Raw genomic sequence first — 15,089 nt, 5'->3', positions numbered from 1 at the left:
GGCCGGCCAGCCGGGGGGAGGACCGGCCTCGGCGCCGGGCGCCTTCGGTGCGGGGCGTCCGCTCCGGTGGGAGCGGGGCCGCTCACCGGCCCCGAGACCGCGTCGTGCGCGGCTGAGTCCGCTGCCGTGCCCCCGAGTAGGACGGCTGCGATGACGGCAGGGGGTGCGGCCCCGCCGACAGCGGGGCGTCACCGCCCTCCGGACGGGGTCAGCTTTCGGCGAGGATGTGGGACAGCTCCCGGTCGAGGTCGAAGTGACGGTGTTCGGTGCCGGGGGGCACCGCGGCGTCCGTCCGCTTGAGGAAGGACTCAAGCGCTCGGGCCGGGGCCTCCAGCAGGGCTTCTCCTTCAGGAGAGCTCAGTGCGATGCAGACCACCCCTTGCCCGTGGCTGCGCGACGGCCACACCCGGACGTCTCCGGTACCGGTGGGTCGGTGCAGCCCCTCCGCGAGGAGATCTCGGGCGAACACCCACTCCACGGTCTCGTCGGCGCCCGTGTGGAACGTGGCGTGCACGGCGTAGGGGTCGGCGGTGTCGTAGCGCAGGCCCGCGGGGACGGGCAGTGAGGACTCGCTGGACACGATGAGGCGCAGGTGCAGCTCGCAGCTGACCGTGGTGTTCATAAGCGCCATGGCCTTTCGCTCAGTGTGCGCTCGGGGAATCGCACGTCGGCGAACGGACCATCCCACCCCCAAGACCGATGTAAACCCCTCTGTCCCGATTCGGGCGCGAGTCGTACCCCTTACGGCGCATTGCGGAATCGCCCCGCAGCGGCCGGGCCGGGCATTCCCCGGCACATCTTGGTTAGTTTCCTGGCATGACTGTGCGAAACGACAAGGCGGCCGGGAACGCGGGATCGGGTGAAGCGACTGCGGCGGTTGACGCAACCGTCGACGGCGGACGGGCGGTCGGCTCACGGGCCCCGGCCTTCGTCCGCCGCTCCCCGGCGCTGCACCGGATCTGGCAGGTGGCGATCTTCCTGACCGGCCTCGCCGTGGTGGCGCTCGGGCTGGTCATGCTCCCGCTGCCCGGTCCCGGCTGGCTGGTGATCTTCCTCGGGATGGGGATCTGGGCGACCGAGTTCGTCTGGGCCCAGCTGGCCCTGCGCTGGACCCGGCGCAAGGTCGCCGAGGCCGCCCAGCGGGCCATGGACCCGCGGGTGCGCCGCCGCAACCTGACGCTCACCGCGATCGGGCTGGCCGTCCTCGTCGGGGTGGGCGGCTGGTACTTCGCCCGCTACGGCCTGGTCGTCCCCTGGCGGCTGGACGAGAGCTGACCCGCCCGGGCGGGGGCCGCCGGCGGGGGAGGTGTTCGGAGCACCCTCCGGGATGCGGTAATGTTTTCTCTGCACCCGGGCGATTAGCTCAGCGGGAGAGCACTTCGTTCACACCGAAGGGGTCACTGGTTCGATCCCAGTATCGCCCACCGGAATGCATTGTGATACGTGAGGCCCAGCCGATTATCGGCTGGGCCTCACGTGTATTTCCGGATTCCGCCCGAAGGGCCGTCGGTAATCGGCTGAGGCACTGTCATCTTCCGTGCGGAGCGCGAGTTCTGCGGAGGCGTCGGCCTGCCCGGACGGGCGAGTTGTACGACCAGCCCTGAATGGTGCTACAGTTCTTCTCGTTGCCCGGGCGATTAGCTCAGCGGGAGAGCACTTCGTTCACACCGAAGGGGTCACTGGTTCGATCCCAGTATCGCCCACCGGACAGCACGCAGGCCCTGACCAGGAAACCGGTCAGGGCCTGCGGCGCGTTCCGGCCCGGTACGCCGGGCCGCCCCGTTCACGCCGCCGCTTCGCAGCGGTGCTCCGGCTCCAGCCGGCGCCCGCAGCCGCACCGGGCCGGCCGCAGCGGCCAGGACAGGTCCACCCGTTCCGGGGTGCCCGAACGGTCGAACCAGTTCTGCAGCCCGCGCGCCTGCGCCGCGTGCCAGATCGTCTGCCGCAGGTGCAGCTCCGCCGCCGACAGCCCGCCGAGCGCCGCCGGGTAGCGGGCGCCGATCCGCCGGGTCAGGGCCAGCGCCGCCGTCGCGTCCGCCGCCGCGTCGTGCGCCCCGGCCAGCTCCACGCCGTAGTGGGCGCACAGGTCGGTCAGCGTCCGGCGGCCCTTGCGGTAGCGGTCCACGTGCTTGTCCAGCACCCGGGGATCGATCACCACCAGGCCGGCCGCCGACAGTCCGGCGGCCAGCGTCAGCCCGTGATGACGGCGCAGCTCCCGGTCCAGCAGCGTCAGGTCGTAGGGCGCGTTCATCACCACCACCGGACGCCCGGCCAGCGCCTCGGCCGCCAGCGCGCGGGTGACCTCCGCCACCACGGTGCGGGCCGGCCGGCCGTGGGCGCGCACCTGCTCGTCGGTGATGCCGTGCACCGCGCGGGCGCCGTCCGGGATCGGCACGCCCGGATCGGCGAGCCAGGTGGTGGTCCGGGCCGGCGTGCCCGGCGCGAGCTGGACGACCAGGGCGGCCGAGACGATCCGGTCGTTCTCGACGTCCACGCCGGTCGTCTCGGTGTCGAAGGAGGCGAGTGGTCCGGTGTACCAGTGCTGCTGCATGACGGCCCCTCAGACGAGCGTTGCGCCCGGTTGATACCCGGTTCTGACGCCCCTTCAACCCGTTTGGCCCAAGCCCGACCGGGGATCCTGCCGATGACTGTCCCGTTCGAATCGGCCGGCCCGTCCGGGCCGGGACGGGCCCGGAGCCGGGGAGGCCACGGGGCGATGGCACTGACCCAGCCGCAGCCCGAGGAGGCGGCGGCCGTACTGCGCGGGAACCTCGCGGTGACGGCGTGCATGGAGACCCTTCAGGTCGGCTACCTGCACGCGGTCGCGGCCGCGGCCGGCTGCTCGCTCTCCCAGCCGTTCCCGGACAACGGCATCGACTGGCACGTCAGCCACGGCTCCCGGGCGCACGAGGTGGACGACGAGGTCACCGTCAAGATCCAGCTGAAGGCCACCCAGCAGGTCGCGCCCGACCCCGCCGGGCCGTTCTTCAGCTTCACCCTGGACAACGACCACCTGCGCAAGCTCGCCCGGCCGCGGGTCGCCGTGCCGCGGATCCTGGTCGTGATGCTGCTGCCGCGCCGGGTCGACCACTGGCTGCGGGCCCGCCCGGACGCCCTGGAACTGCGGCACTGCTGCTACTGGATCAACCTGGCCGGCCACCCGGTCACCGGGCGGCGGCGCACCAACGTCCGGGTACCCACCGCCGAGGTCTTCGACGACCGCGCGCTCTGCGACATCATGGCCCGGGTCGGCGCGGGCGGCAGCCCGTGACGGCCCGGCCCCGGCAGGGAGGAACCGGACCCATGACACCGCCGTACGGACCGGGCGATCCGGCCCGGCCCCTGCCCGACCCGGCCGCCGTCGACCCGGCGGTGCTGGCCACCCTGCTCGCCCGGCACGGCTGGGTCCGCCGAGGCGGCCCGGCCGCCCGGTACGGACGGTGGACCCCGCCCGACGACGAACCCGGCACCAGCCTGCTCGTCCCGGCCGGTGACGGCTTCGAGGACGCCGTCGAACTGCTCACCGACGCCGTGACCGCGCTCTCCCGCTCCCGCACCCCCTCCGCCCGCTCGATCCTGCTCGCCCTCGCCGTCCCCGGCGACGAACTGCGCTGGCACCGCGAGCCGGCCGGCCCCGCCGGCACCACCCCCTGGGACGAGGCCGAGCGGCTCCGGCAGTCGGCCCGCGGCATGCTCGCCGCCGGCGCCAAGGCCGCCCGCACCAGGGCCGGCTACTTCGGCGCCCGGCTGGACGGCCTCGCCGGGGACTTCCTGGAGCAGGTCCTGCTGGTCGAACAGGGAGCCGCCCTCACCGCCCACACCCCGGCCCCCGAGGGCCGCGCCGCCGTGACCACCCTGGTCCGCGCGCTGGAGGCGCTGCGCGACGCGGTCGACTACCGCAGGGTCAGCGGCGGGCCCGAGGCCTTCGGGAACGCCGTCCGGGCCGGGGTCAGCCGGGAGCTCGTCCGGTCCGTCGAGGACCTGGTGCGGAACGCGACGGCCGCCCGGCTCAGCGTCGCCTGGTCGCCCACCGCCGGGACACCGGGTGGCTTCGGGGACCGCCGGATCGACCTCGACTTCTCGCCCGGCGACCTGCCCGCCCTGGCGGAGGCCGCCGATCTGCTGGAACGGATCGAACCCTCCGTCGACGTCACCGTGGTCGGCGTGGTCACCCGGCTCAAGCGCGCCGACCCGGCCGGCCCCGGCTCGGTACGGCTGCGGGTACTGGCCGGCGCCGAGGTCCGCGAACTCAGGCTCCGCCTGCCCGACCCCGACTACCGGCTCGCCGCCGAGGCCCACCTCGCGGGCCTGCCCGTACGGGTCTCCGGCCGGCTGGACCGGCACGGCGGCTTCCGCCGGCTGACCCGCCCGCACGGACTGGAGCTCCGCGGCTGGGAGGACGGGGACCGCGAAAGGCTGCTGAAGTCGCTCGGGGAGACGGCGGAAGGAGGGGGAGAAGGGGCGTAGGTGGACGGCGGGGGCGGCGCTCTCGGTACCATCGTCACGCGCAGCGCAGTGTTGCGCCCTCTGAAATCCAGCACGTCAGGAGAGACCGGTGACGGACGTCCGGGTAATCATCAGCCGCGAACCCGATCGGGAAGAGCGCGTGGTGACGACGGGCACCACGGCCGCCGAGCTCTTCGCCGACGACCGCTCGATCATCGCCGCCCGGGTCGGCGGCCAGCTCAAGGACCTCGCGTACGTCGTCCGGGACGGCGAGGAGGTCGAGCCGGTCGAGATCAGCAGCAAGGACGGCCTCGACATCCTGCGCCACTCCACCGCGCACGTGATGGCCCAGGCCGTGCAGCAGCTCTACCCCGAGGCCAAGCTCGGCATCGGCCCGCCGGTCAAGGACGGCTTCTACTACGACTTCGACGTCGAGAAGCCCTTCCACCCCGATGACCTCAAGGCCATCGAGAAGCGCATGCAGGAGATCATCAAGCGCGGGCAGAAGTTCTCCCGCCGCGTGGTCACCGACGAGTCCGCCCGCGAGGAGCTGGCCGCCGAGCCGTACAAGCTGGAGCTGATCGGCCTCAAGGGCTCCGCCGCCACCGCCGGCGAGGGCGCCGACGTCGAGGTCGGCGCCGGCGAGCTCACCATCTACGACAACCTGGACGCCAAGACCGGCGAGCAGTGCTGGGGCGACCTCTGCCGCGGCCCCCACCTGCCCAGCACCCGGCACATCCCGGCGTTCAAGCTGATGCGCAACGCGGCCGCCTACTGGCGCGGCAGCGAGCGCAACCCGATGCTCCAGCGCATCTACGGCACCGCCTGGCCGACCAAGGACGAGCTCAAGGCCCACCTCGACTTCCTGGTCGAGGCCGAGAAGCGCGACCACCGCAAGCTCGGCAACGAGCTCGACCTCTTCTCCATCCCCGAGGAGATCGGCTCCGGCCTCGCCGTCTTCCACCCCAAGGGCGGCATCATCCGCCGGGCGATGGAGGACTACTCGCGCCGGCGGCACGAGGAGGAGGGCTACGAGTTCGTCTACACCCCGCACGCCACCAAGGGGAAGCTCTTCGAGAAGAGCGGCCACCTCGACTGGTACGCGGACGGCATGTACCCGCCCATGCAGCTCGACGAGGGCGTGGACTACTACCTCAAGCCGATGAACTGCCCGATGCACAACCTGATCTTCGACGCGCGCGGCCGCTCGTACCGTGAACTGCCGCTGCGCCTCTTCGAGTTCGGGACGGTGTACCGGTACGAGAAGTCCGGTGTGGTGCACGGCCTGACCCGGGCCCGCGGCTTCACCCAGGACGACGCCCACATCTACTGCACCCGCGAGCAGATGGCGGAGGAGCTCGACTCCACCCTGACCTTCGTGCTCAACCTGTTGCGCGACTACGGTCTGACCGACTTCTACCTGGAGCTGTCGACCAAGGACCCGGTGAAGTACGTCGGGACCGACGAGGCCTGGGAGGAGGCCACCGCCGTCCTGGCGGGCGTGGCCGAGAAGCAGGGTCTCCCGTTGGTCCCGGACCCGGGCGGCGCGGCCTTCTACGGCCCGAAGATCTCGGTGCAGGCGAAGGACGCCATCGGCCGGACCTGGCAGATGAGCACCATCCAGCTCGACTTCAACCTGCCCGAGCGTTTCGACCTGGAGTACACGGCGGCGGACGGCTCTCGCCAGCGGCCGGTCATGATCCACCGTGCGCTGTTCGGCAGCATCGAGCGCTTCTTCGCGGTGCTGCTGGAGCACTACGCCGGCGCCATGCCGCCGTGGCTGGCCCCGGTCACCGTGACCGGCATCCCGATCACCGACGAGCACGTGCCGTACCTGCTGGAGGTCGCGGCCGAGCTGAAGAAGCACGGGATCCGGGTCGAGGTGGACACCTCGGACGACCGCATGCAGAAGAAAATCAGGAACGCGCAGCGGAGCAAGACGCCGTTCATGCTGATCGCGGGCAACGACGATGTCGAGGCGGGCGCGGTGTCCTTCCGCTACCGCAACGGCGAGCAGAAGAACGGCGTGCCCCGTGACGAGGCCATCGCCGAGATCGTTGATGCCGTGGCGCGTCGTATCCAGGTGTGATGTGGGCCCCGCTTGAGCGGGGGTAGTCCGAAGATTCGGAACGCGCACAAGGCCAAGATGCCGTAGGCCCCGCGTTCGCGGGGTTGCGCGGGGCAGGCTCTCGATGAGTCTGCCCCGCGCGGCTTTGCAAGCACCGCCGGGCGAATATGCTGATCAGCATGACGACTGAGCCGGAACTGCAGCGGGGCGTCGGTGAGCCGGACGGCTTCCGCCGCCTGTGGACCCCCCATCGGATGGCCTACATCCAGGGGGAGAACAAGCCCACAGGCCCGGCTCCGGACGACGGTTGCCCGTTCTGCTCGATCCCGTCCCTGAGCGACGAGGACGGGCTGGTCATCGCCCGGGGGAGCGCCGTGTTCGCGGTGCTGAACCTGTACCCGTACAACGGCGGGCACCTGATGGTGGTCCCGTACCGGCACGTGGCCGACTACACCGAGCTGGACGAGGCCGAGACGGCCGAGCTGGCGGACTTCACCAAGAAGGCGATGACGGCGCTGCGGGCGGCCTCCGGCGCGCACGGGTTCAACATCGGGATGAACCAGGGCGCGGCGGCCGGGGCCGGGATCGCGGCGCACCTGCACCAGCACGTGGTGCCGCGCTGGGGCGGGGACACCAACTTCATGCCGGTGGTCGGCCACACCAAGGTGCTGCCGCAGCTGCTGGCGGACACCCGGAAGATGCTGGCCGAGGTCTGGCCGCGGGGCTGATCCGGTCACCGCATGAGGGAGGGCCCCGCCGAGACGTTCGGCGGGGCCCTCCCTCGTGTTCTCCCGGGGTCAGCCGGCGTTGAAGGTGTCCACGTCGTACGGACGGGGGCTCTGCGCCTCGGACTTGATGATCGAGGTGCGGTTCTTGAAGAAGCGGTCGGCGTCCAGGTCGTGCTCCTCCAGGAACTCCAGCGTGGCCGCGTGGACGGCGGCGAGCACCGGGACGGAGGCGTTCTGGGCGTTGTCGACCATGGAGCGGTTCTCCCAGGCCCGGCCGGCCCAGATGTGCCGCAGTCCGAAGGGCTCGGGCAGCCCGAGCCCGCCGCCGAGCCAGGTGAGCAGGCCGGGCATCCGGTAGAAGGGGGCGCGGACGGCCTGGCGGACGACCTCGTCGTTGTCGATCAGGGGGAGCTTGACGGTGCGCTCCTCCCAGAACTTCACGCTCTTGGCGACCGACTTCTCCTTGTCCTTCGGCTTGTCGAAGAACACGCCCTTGACCGGGCCGAGCGCGTACCCGGACACGGTGATGTTCAGGACGTTGGCGAGCAGGGTGACGGTGACGGTGAAGGTGAGGACCAGCTTGCCGTCGTGGGTGATGAACTGGGTCGCGAGGTAGTGCCGGGGGCCGCCGGAGAACGTCTGCTTGTCGGCGACGCTCTGCACGGCGAAGTCGCGCATCCGGTCGCCGTCCATGTCGGCGTTGCCGGGGCGGCTGATCTCGTCGGCGCCCGCACCGACGTCGAAGACCACCCACTGCTTGATGGCGACGTTGGGGATGCCGCTGTTGGCGACGTGGCTGACGCCCAGGCCCTTGAGGTGGGAGGAGATCCGGCGGATCAGGTCCCAGGGGTGGAAGGCGCGGAAGTCGACGTGGCCCTCGGCGGGGTGGAGGGTGTCGGCGAGGCGCCACTCGCCCCAGCGGCGGCCGGCACCGAGGATGCCCTTGGGGCCGGCGTAGTGGTGGATGTTGGTCTCCTGCTCGGCGTCCAGGCGGCCGAGCTTGTCGCGCAGGTCGGTGGCCTTCTTGTCGAGGTCGTCCCGGGGGACGGCCTTGGCGACGGAGGCGGCCACCGCGCTGCCCTCGACCAGGGCCTGCCAGCGGGCGCGCAGCTCCTTGGCGGAGCGCTCGACGATCCGGCGGGCCAGGTACCAGCCGATGACCGGCGCGAGCATGGTGATGCGCAGGTAGACGCCGATGAAGCCGGTGGCCGGCGGGCGGATCGCGAGGTAGATGGCGAGGGCCGCGGCCGCGAGGAGCACCAGGGCACCGTAGGCGTCCGCGTTCTTCGGGTTGTCCCGCTTGAGCCACGCGCGGAGCTGGAAGGCGGCGAGCCAGACCAGGGTGCCGGGGAGGAAGAGCGCGCCGGTGGCGATGGAGACGCTGCTGAGCTGCCGGTCGCGGGTGTTGCGCAGCTCCTCGGCGGCCAGGCAGTGTTCGACGACCTGGCGGGTGTCGACTCCGAAGGCCGGGACGAGGGGCTTGCGGCCGCCGCCCAGGGCGCGGGAGATCAGCGCTTTGCTGAACGCCTCGCCGAGGTTGGGGCGGAAGAGCGCGAAACGGCCCTTCTTCTCCGTGGCGTCGGTGACGGCGCCGACGAAGCCGCTGACCTCGCCGTCGCGGTAGGCGGTCGAGGAGAGCCCCTGGGTGATGGCGGTCTGCGGTCCGGTGTCGGTCCGGGGTATCTGCGCACCCGGGGTCATGTCGAGTGTGGTCACGGTGGCGTCCCCTCCTCCCCTTGTCAGCGGCAGGTTACCGTGCCGTGGCACCCCCGCGCGGATGATCGTCCGAAGTGCCGTCACCGGAGGCCCGCCGGGAATGATGCCCGGCTTCGGGCAGGTCGATGCCCACGGCGGGGGCGACGGGGGAGGTGGGGCAGGATGGACGGTGGAAGCGAGGAAAGGGGAGCGGCCGTGAAGGATCCGGTGCTGGTCTTCGACGGGGACTGCTCGTTCTGCTCGTCCTGCGTGCGCTGGGCGGAGCGGTACCTGCGGCAGACGCTGGCCTCGGGGGGCTGGGAGGCGGTGCCGTTCCGGTTCGCGGACCTGGCGGCGCTGGACGGGCGCGCGGGCGGGCGCGGCGAGGTCTCGGCGGAGCGGGCGGAGCGCGAGGTGCTCTGGGTGACGCCGACCGGCCGGGTGTACGGGGGCGCGCAGGCGGTTGCGCGGCTGCTGATGCGCTCCGGCGGGGCGTGGGCATACCTGGGCGCCGTGTTGACGGCGGCGCCGGTGCGGCCGCTCGCGGGGACGGCCTACCGCTGGGTGGCGCGCAACCGGCACCGGATGCCGGGGGGTACGGCGGCGTGCGCGCTGCCCGACCGGAAGACCGCCGGCTCGTAGGAGCGTCCGGCCCGTGCGAGCCCCCGGCCGCGGGAGCGCTCAGTCGGTGTAGCGCTCGGCCAGGGCTGCGGGCATGGGTTCGTGGCGCAGGTAGGCCCGGGAGAACTCGGCGGTGCCGTGGGTGAGCGAGCGCAGGTCGATCGGGTAGCGGACGAGCTCGAGTTCGGGGACCTCGGCGCGCAGCAGGGTGAGGCCGGTGCCGCCGGTCTCGGTGCCCAGGACCCGGCCGCGGCGGGCGGAGAGGTCGCCGAGGACGGCGCCGAGGTAGTCGTCGGGCAGCAGGACGCTGACGGCGGCGACGGGTTCGAGCAGGCGGATGACGGCGTGCTCGGCGGCGTCGCGCAGGGCGAGGGCGGCGGCGTTCTGGAAGGACGCGTCGGAGGAGTCGACGGAGTGCGCCTTGCCGTCGGTGAGGGTGACCCGCACGTCGACCAGCGGGTACCCGGTGGCGACCCCCTTGACGAGCTGGGCGCGCACGCCCTTCTCGACGGACGGGATGAAGTGCTTGGGGACGGCGCCGCCGACGACGTGCTCCTGGAACTCGAAGCCGGAGCCGGCCGGCAGCGGTTCGACCTCCAGGTCGCAGATGGCGTACTGGCCGTGGCCGCCGGACTGCTTGACCAGGCGGCCGTGGCCGGCGGCGGCGGTGCCGAAGGTCTCGCGCAGCGCGACCTTCGGCTCGACGGTGTCGACGTGGACGCCGTGGCGGGTGAGGAGGCGGTCGAGGACGACCTCGGCGTGGGCCTCGCCGGTGCACCAGAGGACGAGCTGGTGGGTGTCGGGGTTCTGTTCCAGGCGCAGCGCCGGGTCCTCGGCGGTGAGGCGGGCGAGGGCCTGGGAGAGCTTGTCGTCGTCGGCCTTGCTGTGGGCCTCGACGGCGATCGGCAGCAGCGGCTCGGGGAGCGTCCAGCCGTCGAGGTCGACGGGGTGGCCGGGGTCGTGGACGGTGTCGCCGGCGCGGGCGGTGGTGAGTTTGGCGGCGCAGACGAGGTCGCCGGCGACGGCGTGCGGGACGGGCCGCTGGAGCTTGCCGAAGGGGCTGGTGAGGGCGGTGACGCGTTCGTCGCCGTTCTGGTCGGCGGTGTGGGCGGGCCCGGCGAGGTGGATCTTGGTGTCGGGGCGCAGGGTGCCGGCGTACAGGCGCAGCAGGCTGATCCGGCCGACGTAGGCGTCGCCGGTGACGCGGACGACCTGGGCGGCGAGCGGGGCGTCGGGGTCGCAGACGGGGCCGGGGCGGGTGCGTTCGGTGGGGTCGGGGAAGGTGTGCACGACGAGGTCGAGGAGTTCGGCGGCGCCGAGGCCGTTCTCGCTGGTGGGGACGGCGGGGTGGAGCGCGCAGGAGAGGACCTCGCGGCGCAGGCCGGCCTCGAGGGAGTCGGTGTCGAGGGGGTCGCCGGAGAGGTAGCGCTCCATGAGGGTGTCGTCCTGGCCGGAGATGGCCTCGACGAGGCTGTCGTGGGCGGGGGCGGTGTCGGGCAGCGGGTCGGTGTCGCCGTAGGTGTCGCCGGTGAGGAGGTCCACGGAGCCGTCGGGGTGCCCGTCGTGGAGGACGGGCAGGAAGAGCGGGCGGAGGGTGTCGGGGCCGAGTTCGAAGGCGTCGTGGCAGGCGGTGAGGATCTCGTCGAAGCCGGTGCGGGCGAGGTCGAGCTTGGCGACGGCGATGGCGCGGGGGATGCCCTCGGCGGCGCACTCGCGCCACAGGGCGCGGGTGGGGGCGGTGACCGGGTCGGTGGCGGAGACGACGAAGACGGCGGCGTCGGCGGCGTGCAGGGCGGCGCGCAGGTCGGCGGTGAAGTCGGGGTGGCCGGGCGGGTCGATCAGGTTGATCTTGACGCCCTTCCATTCGAGCGGGAGGAGCGCGAGCTGGACGGAGCGCTGCTGCTGGTGCTCGATGTCCTCGTGGTCGGAGACGGTGGTGCCGTCGGCGACGCGGCCGGCCCGGCCGGTGGCTCCGGCGGCGAGCGCGAGGGACTCGGCGAGGGTGGTCTTGCCCACACCGCTGGAGCCGATCAGGACGACGTTGCGCAGGTCCTTGGGGCCGGTGACGGCGGGTGCCTGGCCGGCTCGTACCGTGCTGCGGTCGGGCATCGGGGTCTCCTCCCGTGGCGCCGAGGCTGTCCATCGCAGTCTAGGTGCGGGTGTCGTGGCGGCGCGTTTCGTACGGCCGGTCGGGTCCGGACGGGGCGTGTGTCGCACGGGTGGTCGGTGACCGTCCGTGTGTGCGCGGTGGCGGGGGCGGCGTCCGGCGGTGCGTGCGCCGGAGCGTGTCCTCGGCGTGGCTACGATGGGTGGGCCGGACGGGCTGATCCGCCCGGCCGCCTGCCGCGCGTTCTGCGCCAGGCGGGTATCTGGGAGATCGGAGCGGCTGGGAAGGCCATGCTCAACAAATACGCGCGTGCCTTCTTCACACGTGTCCTGACCCCGTTCGCCGCGTTCCTGATCCGCCTGGGCGTGAGCCCGGACGCCGTGACGCTGATCGGTACCGCCGGTTCGGTGGCCGGTGCCCTGGTGTTCTTCCCGCGTGGGGAGTTCTTCTGGGGCACCATCACGATCACGCTGTTCATCTTCTCGGACCTGGTCGACGGGAACATGGCCCGCCAGCTGGGTCGGAGCACGAAGTGGGGGGCGTTCCTCGACTCCACCCTGGACCGGGTCGCGGACGCGGCGATCTTCGGTGGTCTGGCGATGTGGTACGCGGGCAAGGGTGACGACAACCTGCTCTGCGCGGTGGCGATCTTCTGCCTGGCGAGCGGCCTGGTGGTGTCGTACACGAAGGCCCGGGCGGAGAGCCAGGGTCTGCCGTGCGACGTGTCGGGGCTGGTGGAGCGGGCCGAGCGGCTGGTGGCCAGCCTGGTGGCGGCCGGGGTCGCGGGTCTGCACACGTTCGGTGTGCCGTACGTGGAGTGGCTGCTGCCGGTGGCGCTGTGGCTGGTGGCGGCGGGCAGCCTGGTGACGGTGTTCCAGCGGATGCTGACCGTGCGCCGGGAGGCGTTCGAGGCCGACCGAGCGGCGGCCGGGAGCTGATGGGGGGCGTCCTGCGGTGACGGACCGACTGGTGTACTGGGCGTACGCGCTGGGGTGGGGGCTGCTGAAGCACCTGCCGGAGCGGGTGGCCCGGGGGTTGTTCGACCGGCTGGCGGACTACGCGTGGCGCAAGCGCGGCAAGCGGGTGCTGCAGTTGGAGGCGAACCTGCGCCGGGTCCGTCCCGGGCTGGACGAGGCCGCGATGCGGGAGCTGTCCCGGGCCGGGATGCGCTCGTACCTGCGGTACTGGATGGAGTCGTTCCGGCTGCCGGTGTGGAGCCGGGAGCGGGTGGCCCGGGACGTGCGGGTCGACGGCTTCGAGCACCTGCGGGCGGCGATGGAGGCCGGGCGGGGCGCGGTCATAGCGCTCCCGCACATGGGCAACTGGGACCTCGCGGGGACCTGGGTGGCGCAGCAGGGCTACCCGTTCACCACGGTCGCGGAGCGGTTGAAGCCGGAGCGGCTGTTCGACCGGTTCGTGGAGTTCCGGGAGGGCCAGGGCATGGAGGTCCTGGCGCTGACCGGGGGTTCGGTGAACGTGATCGGCACGCTCGCGCGGCGGCTGCGCGCGGGCCGGCTGGTCTGCCTGGTGGGGGACCGGGACCTGTCGGAGGCGGGCATCGGGGTGTCGTTCTTCGGTGAGGAGACCCGGATGCCGGCCGGTCCGGCGGCGCTGTGCCAGCGGACCGGGGCGGCGCTGCTGCCGGTGACGCTCTGGTACGACGGCCCGGTGCTGCGGGGGCGGATCCACCCCGAGGTCGCGGTGCCCGAGGAGGGCGACCGCAAGGAGCGCACCCGGGCGATGACCCAGGCGATGGCGGACGTGTGGGAGCGGGGCATCCGCGAGTACCCGCAGGACTGGCACATGCTGCAGCGGTTCTGGCTGGCGGACCTGCCGCGCCGTGAGACGGTGGGGGCGGCGCCAAGGGGGCGTACGGCGGCCGCTTCGCAGACCGCTCCGGCGGTCGTTCCGGAGCCCGCGGCCGAGGCCTCCGGGTCCTGATCCGTCCCGCTGTCCCGCTGTCACGCCGCGCCGTCCGCACGACCGTCCGAAGGAGCTCGAGGAATCCGTGAAGATCGGCATCGTCTGCCCGTACGACTGGGACGTCCCCGGTGGGGTGCAGTTCCACATCCGGGACCTGGCCGAGCACCTGATCGGTCTGGGGCACGAGGTGTCGGTGCTGGCGCCGGCCGAGGACGACGAGGCGCTGCCGCCGTACGTGGTCCCGGCCGGGCGGTCGGTGGCGGTGCCGTACAACGGGTCGGTGGCGCGGCTGAGCTTCGGGATCCTGTCGGCGGCGCGGGTGCGGCGCTGGCTGCACGACGGGCGCTTCGACATCCTGCACGTGCACGAGCCGGCCGCGCCGAGCCTGTCGATGCTGGCCGCGTGGTCGGCGACCGGGCCGATGGTGGGGACGTTCCACACGTCCAACCCGCGGTCGCGGGTGATGATCGCGGCCTCGCCGATCCTCCAGCCGGGGCTGGAGAAGATGCGGGCCCGGATCGCGGTGTCGGAGTACGCCCGGCGCACCCTGGTGGAGCACCTGGGCGGGGACGCGGTGGTGATCCCGAACGGCGTGGACGTGGGCTTCTTCGCCGAGGCCGAGTCGGACGAGCGCTGGACGGGCGGGGCGGCGAAGGGCGAGCCGGGCACGATCGGCTTCATCGGCCGGATCAACGAGCCGCGCAAGGGCCTGCCGACGCTGCTGGCGGCGCTGCCGAGGATCCTGGCGGAGCGGCCGGGGGTGCGGCTGCTGGTCGCGGGCAAGGGCGACGAGGAGGAGGCCGTCGCGGGCCTGGCGCCCGAGGTGCGCGCGCAGGTGGAGTTCCTCGGCATGGTGAGCGACCGGGACAAGGCCAGGCTGCTGCGCAGCGTGGACCTGTACGTGGCGCCGAACACCGGTGGCGAGAGCTTCGGGATCATCCTGGTCGAGGCGATGTCCGCGGGCGCGCCGGTGCTGGCGAGCGATCTGGACGCGTTCAAGCAGGTGCTGGACGGCGGGGACGCGGGCGAGCTGTTCCCGGTGGAGGACGCGGACGCGCTGGCCCGTACGGCGCTGCGGCTGCTGGGGGACCCGGCCCGGCTGGAGGAGCTGCGGGAGGCCGCCTCACGGCACGTGCGGCGGTTCGACTGGTCGACGGTGGGCGCGGACATCCTGGCGGTCTACGAGACGGTGACGGCCGGCAACGCGGCGGTGGTCGAGGAGGACGAGCGCAGCGGTCGGCGGGGCCGGTTCGGGCTGGCCCGCGACTAGCGGGTCGCGTCGGCGGGGCCGGGGCCGGGGGTCCGCGTCGGCGGGGTTAGGGTCGGGCGTCCGCACCACTGCGATCCACGGGGGCACACATGCCGCAGATCTCCGTCGACTACTCGGCCGACCTGGCCGGCACCTTCGACCGCCGGGGCCTCGGCCTGGCGATCAACCGGCTGGCGGAGACGACGATCGACGCGAAGCCGGAGTCCTGCAGGACGGTGTTCCGGCAGAGCG

Annotated in this window: 13 protein-coding genes and 2 tRNA genes; 11 read left to right on the top strand and 4 right to left on the bottom strand. The window is 72.7% G+C overall.

Features of this window, described 5'->3' with window-relative positions:
- Positions 1 to 208 precede the first annotated feature (208 nt).
- Complete coding sequence (locus ACWD4P_RS35875; protein WP_030056266.1) at positions 209 to 622, bottom strand: SsgA family sporulation/cell division regulator; 414 nt, start codon at positions 620 to 622, stop codon at positions 209 to 211.
- Between the two features lie 194 nt (positions 623 to 816).
- Between ACWD4P_RS35875 and ACWD4P_RS35870 the strand changes: the two genes are divergently transcribed.
- The 3 genes from ACWD4P_RS35870 (at position 817) to ACWD4P_RS35860 (ending at position 1,703) form a co-directional block, all read left to right on the top strand.
- Complete coding sequence (locus ACWD4P_RS35870) at positions 817 to 1,275, top strand: TIGR02611 family protein (protein ID WP_449782514.1); 459 nt, start codon at positions 817 to 819, stop codon at positions 1,273 to 1,275.
- Positions 1,276 to 1,352: 77 nt separating this feature from the next.
- Positions 1,353 to 1,424, top strand: a tRNA-Val gene (locus tag ACWD4P_RS35865).
- A gap of 207 nt (positions 1,425 to 1,631) precedes the next feature.
- Positions 1,632 to 1,703 (top strand) — tRNA-Val (locus tag ACWD4P_RS35860).
- An 80-nt stretch (positions 1,704 to 1,783) separates the two neighbouring features.
- On the opposite strand, the gene ACWD4P_RS35855 is transcribed toward ACWD4P_RS35860, so the two are convergent.
- On the bottom strand, positions 1,784 to 2,551 hold the full coding sequence (locus tag ACWD4P_RS35855) for an exonuclease domain-containing protein (RefSeq protein ID WP_449782513.1): 768 nt from the start codon (positions 2,549 to 2,551) through the stop codon (positions 1,784 to 1,786).
- Between the two features lie 165 nt (positions 2,552 to 2,716).
- Between ACWD4P_RS35855 and ACWD4P_RS35850 the strand changes: the two genes are divergently transcribed.
- The 4 genes from ACWD4P_RS35850 to ACWD4P_RS35835 all read left to right on the top strand — a co-directional run bounded on the left by ACWD4P_RS35850 (position 2,717) and on the right by ACWD4P_RS35835 (position 7,242).
- On the top strand, positions 2,717 to 3,271 hold the full coding sequence (locus ACWD4P_RS35850; protein ID WP_359825338.1) for a DUF4365 domain-containing protein: 555 nt from the start codon (positions 2,717 to 2,719) through the stop codon (positions 3,269 to 3,271).
- A 32-nt stretch (positions 3,272 to 3,303) separates the two neighbouring features.
- Complete coding sequence (locus tag ACWD4P_RS35845; protein ID WP_449782512.1) at positions 3,304 to 4,467, top strand: hypothetical protein; 1,164 nt, start codon at positions 3,304 to 3,306, stop codon at positions 4,465 to 4,467.
- An 88-nt stretch (positions 4,468 to 4,555) separates the two neighbouring features.
- Positions 4,556 to 6,535: a threonine--tRNA ligase gene (gene thrS / locus ACWD4P_RS35840; protein ID WP_359825334.1), complete on the top strand. Its 1,980-nt coding sequence runs from the start codon at positions 4,556 to 4,558 to the stop codon at positions 6,533 to 6,535.
- A 146-nt stretch (positions 6,536 to 6,681) separates the two neighbouring features.
- Positions 6,682 to 7,242, top strand: coding sequence for an HIT family protein (locus ACWD4P_RS35835; RefSeq protein WP_359825332.1), 561 nt, complete (start codon positions 6,682 to 6,684; stop codon positions 7,240 to 7,242).
- A gap of 69 nt (positions 7,243 to 7,311) precedes the next feature.
- Here ACWD4P_RS35835 and ACWD4P_RS35830 read toward each other — a convergent pair whose 3' ends face one another.
- On the bottom strand, positions 7,312 to 8,958 hold the full coding sequence (locus tag ACWD4P_RS35830; protein ID WP_359825329.1) for a hypothetical protein: 1,647 nt from the start codon (positions 8,956 to 8,958) through the stop codon (positions 7,312 to 7,314).
- A 195-nt stretch (positions 8,959 to 9,153) separates the two neighbouring features.
- Here ACWD4P_RS35830 and ACWD4P_RS35825 point away from each other — a divergent pair, with 195 nt between their 5' ends.
- On the top strand, positions 9,154 to 9,579 hold the full coding sequence (locus ACWD4P_RS35825) for a thiol-disulfide oxidoreductase DCC family protein (RefSeq protein ID WP_359825328.1): 426 nt from the start codon (positions 9,154 to 9,156) through the stop codon (positions 9,577 to 9,579).
- 39 nt (positions 9,580 to 9,618) lie between these two features.
- On the opposite strand, the gene ACWD4P_RS35820 is transcribed toward ACWD4P_RS35825, so the two are convergent.
- Positions 9,619 to 11,667, bottom strand: a complete 2,049-nt coding sequence (locus ACWD4P_RS35820) for an elongation factor G-like protein EF-G2 (protein ID WP_449782511.1) — start codon at positions 11,665 to 11,667, stop codon at positions 9,619 to 9,621.
- Between the two features lie 288 nt (positions 11,668 to 11,955).
- On the opposite strand from ACWD4P_RS35820, the gene pgsA reads away from it, so the two are divergent.
- The 3 genes from pgsA (at position 11,956) to ACWD4P_RS35805 (ending at position 14,858) form a co-directional block, all read left to right on the top strand.
- Positions 11,956 to 12,603: a phosphatidylinositol phosphate synthase gene (pgsA, locus tag ACWD4P_RS35815; protein ID WP_359825323.1), complete on the top strand. Its 648-nt coding sequence runs from the start codon at positions 11,956 to 11,958 to the stop codon at positions 12,601 to 12,603.
- Positions 12,604 to 12,619: 16 nt separating this feature from the next.
- Positions 12,620 to 13,606, top strand: a complete 987-nt coding sequence (locus ACWD4P_RS35810) for a phosphatidylinositol mannoside acyltransferase (RefSeq protein ID WP_449782510.1) — start codon at positions 12,620 to 12,622, stop codon at positions 13,604 to 13,606.
- A gap of 67 nt (positions 13,607 to 13,673) precedes the next feature.
- Positions 13,674 to 14,858 carry a glycosyltransferase family 4 protein gene (locus ACWD4P_RS35805; RefSeq protein ID WP_359825317.1) on the top strand — a complete coding sequence of 395 codons (1,185 nt, stop codon included), beginning with the start codon at positions 13,674 to 13,676 and terminating at the stop codon, positions 14,856 to 14,858.
- Positions 14,859 to 15,089 lie beyond the last annotated feature (231 nt).

Source organism: Kitasatospora sp. NPDC002543, assembly GCF_053594915.1.
Note: the sequence above shows the minus strand (reverse complement) of the source record. Positions and strands in the feature narration are given on the sequence as shown.

Coding starts and splice junctions, on each gene's coding strand:
- ACWD4P_RS35875 (WP_030056266.1), bottom strand. CDS start 622: ATGAACACCACGGTCAGCTGCGAGCTGCACCTGCGCCTCATCGTGTCC.
- ACWD4P_RS35870 (WP_449782514.1), top strand. CDS start 817: ATGACTGTGCGAAACGACAAGGCGGCCGGGAACGCGGGATCGGGTGAA.
- ACWD4P_RS35855 (WP_449782513.1), bottom strand. CDS start 2,551: ATGCAGCAGCACTGGTACACCGGACCACTCGCCTCCTTCGACACCGAG.
- ACWD4P_RS35850 (WP_359825338.1), top strand. CDS start 2,717: ATGGCACTGACCCAGCCGCAGCCCGAGGAGGCGGCGGCCGTACTGCGC.
- ACWD4P_RS35845 (WP_449782512.1), top strand. CDS start 3,304: ATGACACCGCCGTACGGACCGGGCGATCCGGCCCGGCCCCTGCCCGAC.
- ACWD4P_RS35835 (WP_359825332.1), top strand. CDS start 6,682: ATGCTGATCAGCATGACGACTGAGCCGGAACTGCAGCGGGGCGTCGGT.
- ACWD4P_RS35820 (WP_449782511.1), bottom strand. CDS start 11,667: ATGCCCGACCGCAGCACGGTACGAGCCGGCCAGGCACCCGCCGTCACC.
- pgsA (WP_359825323.1), top strand. CDS start 11,956: ATGCTCAACAAATACGCGCGTGCCTTCTTCACACGTGTCCTGACCCCG.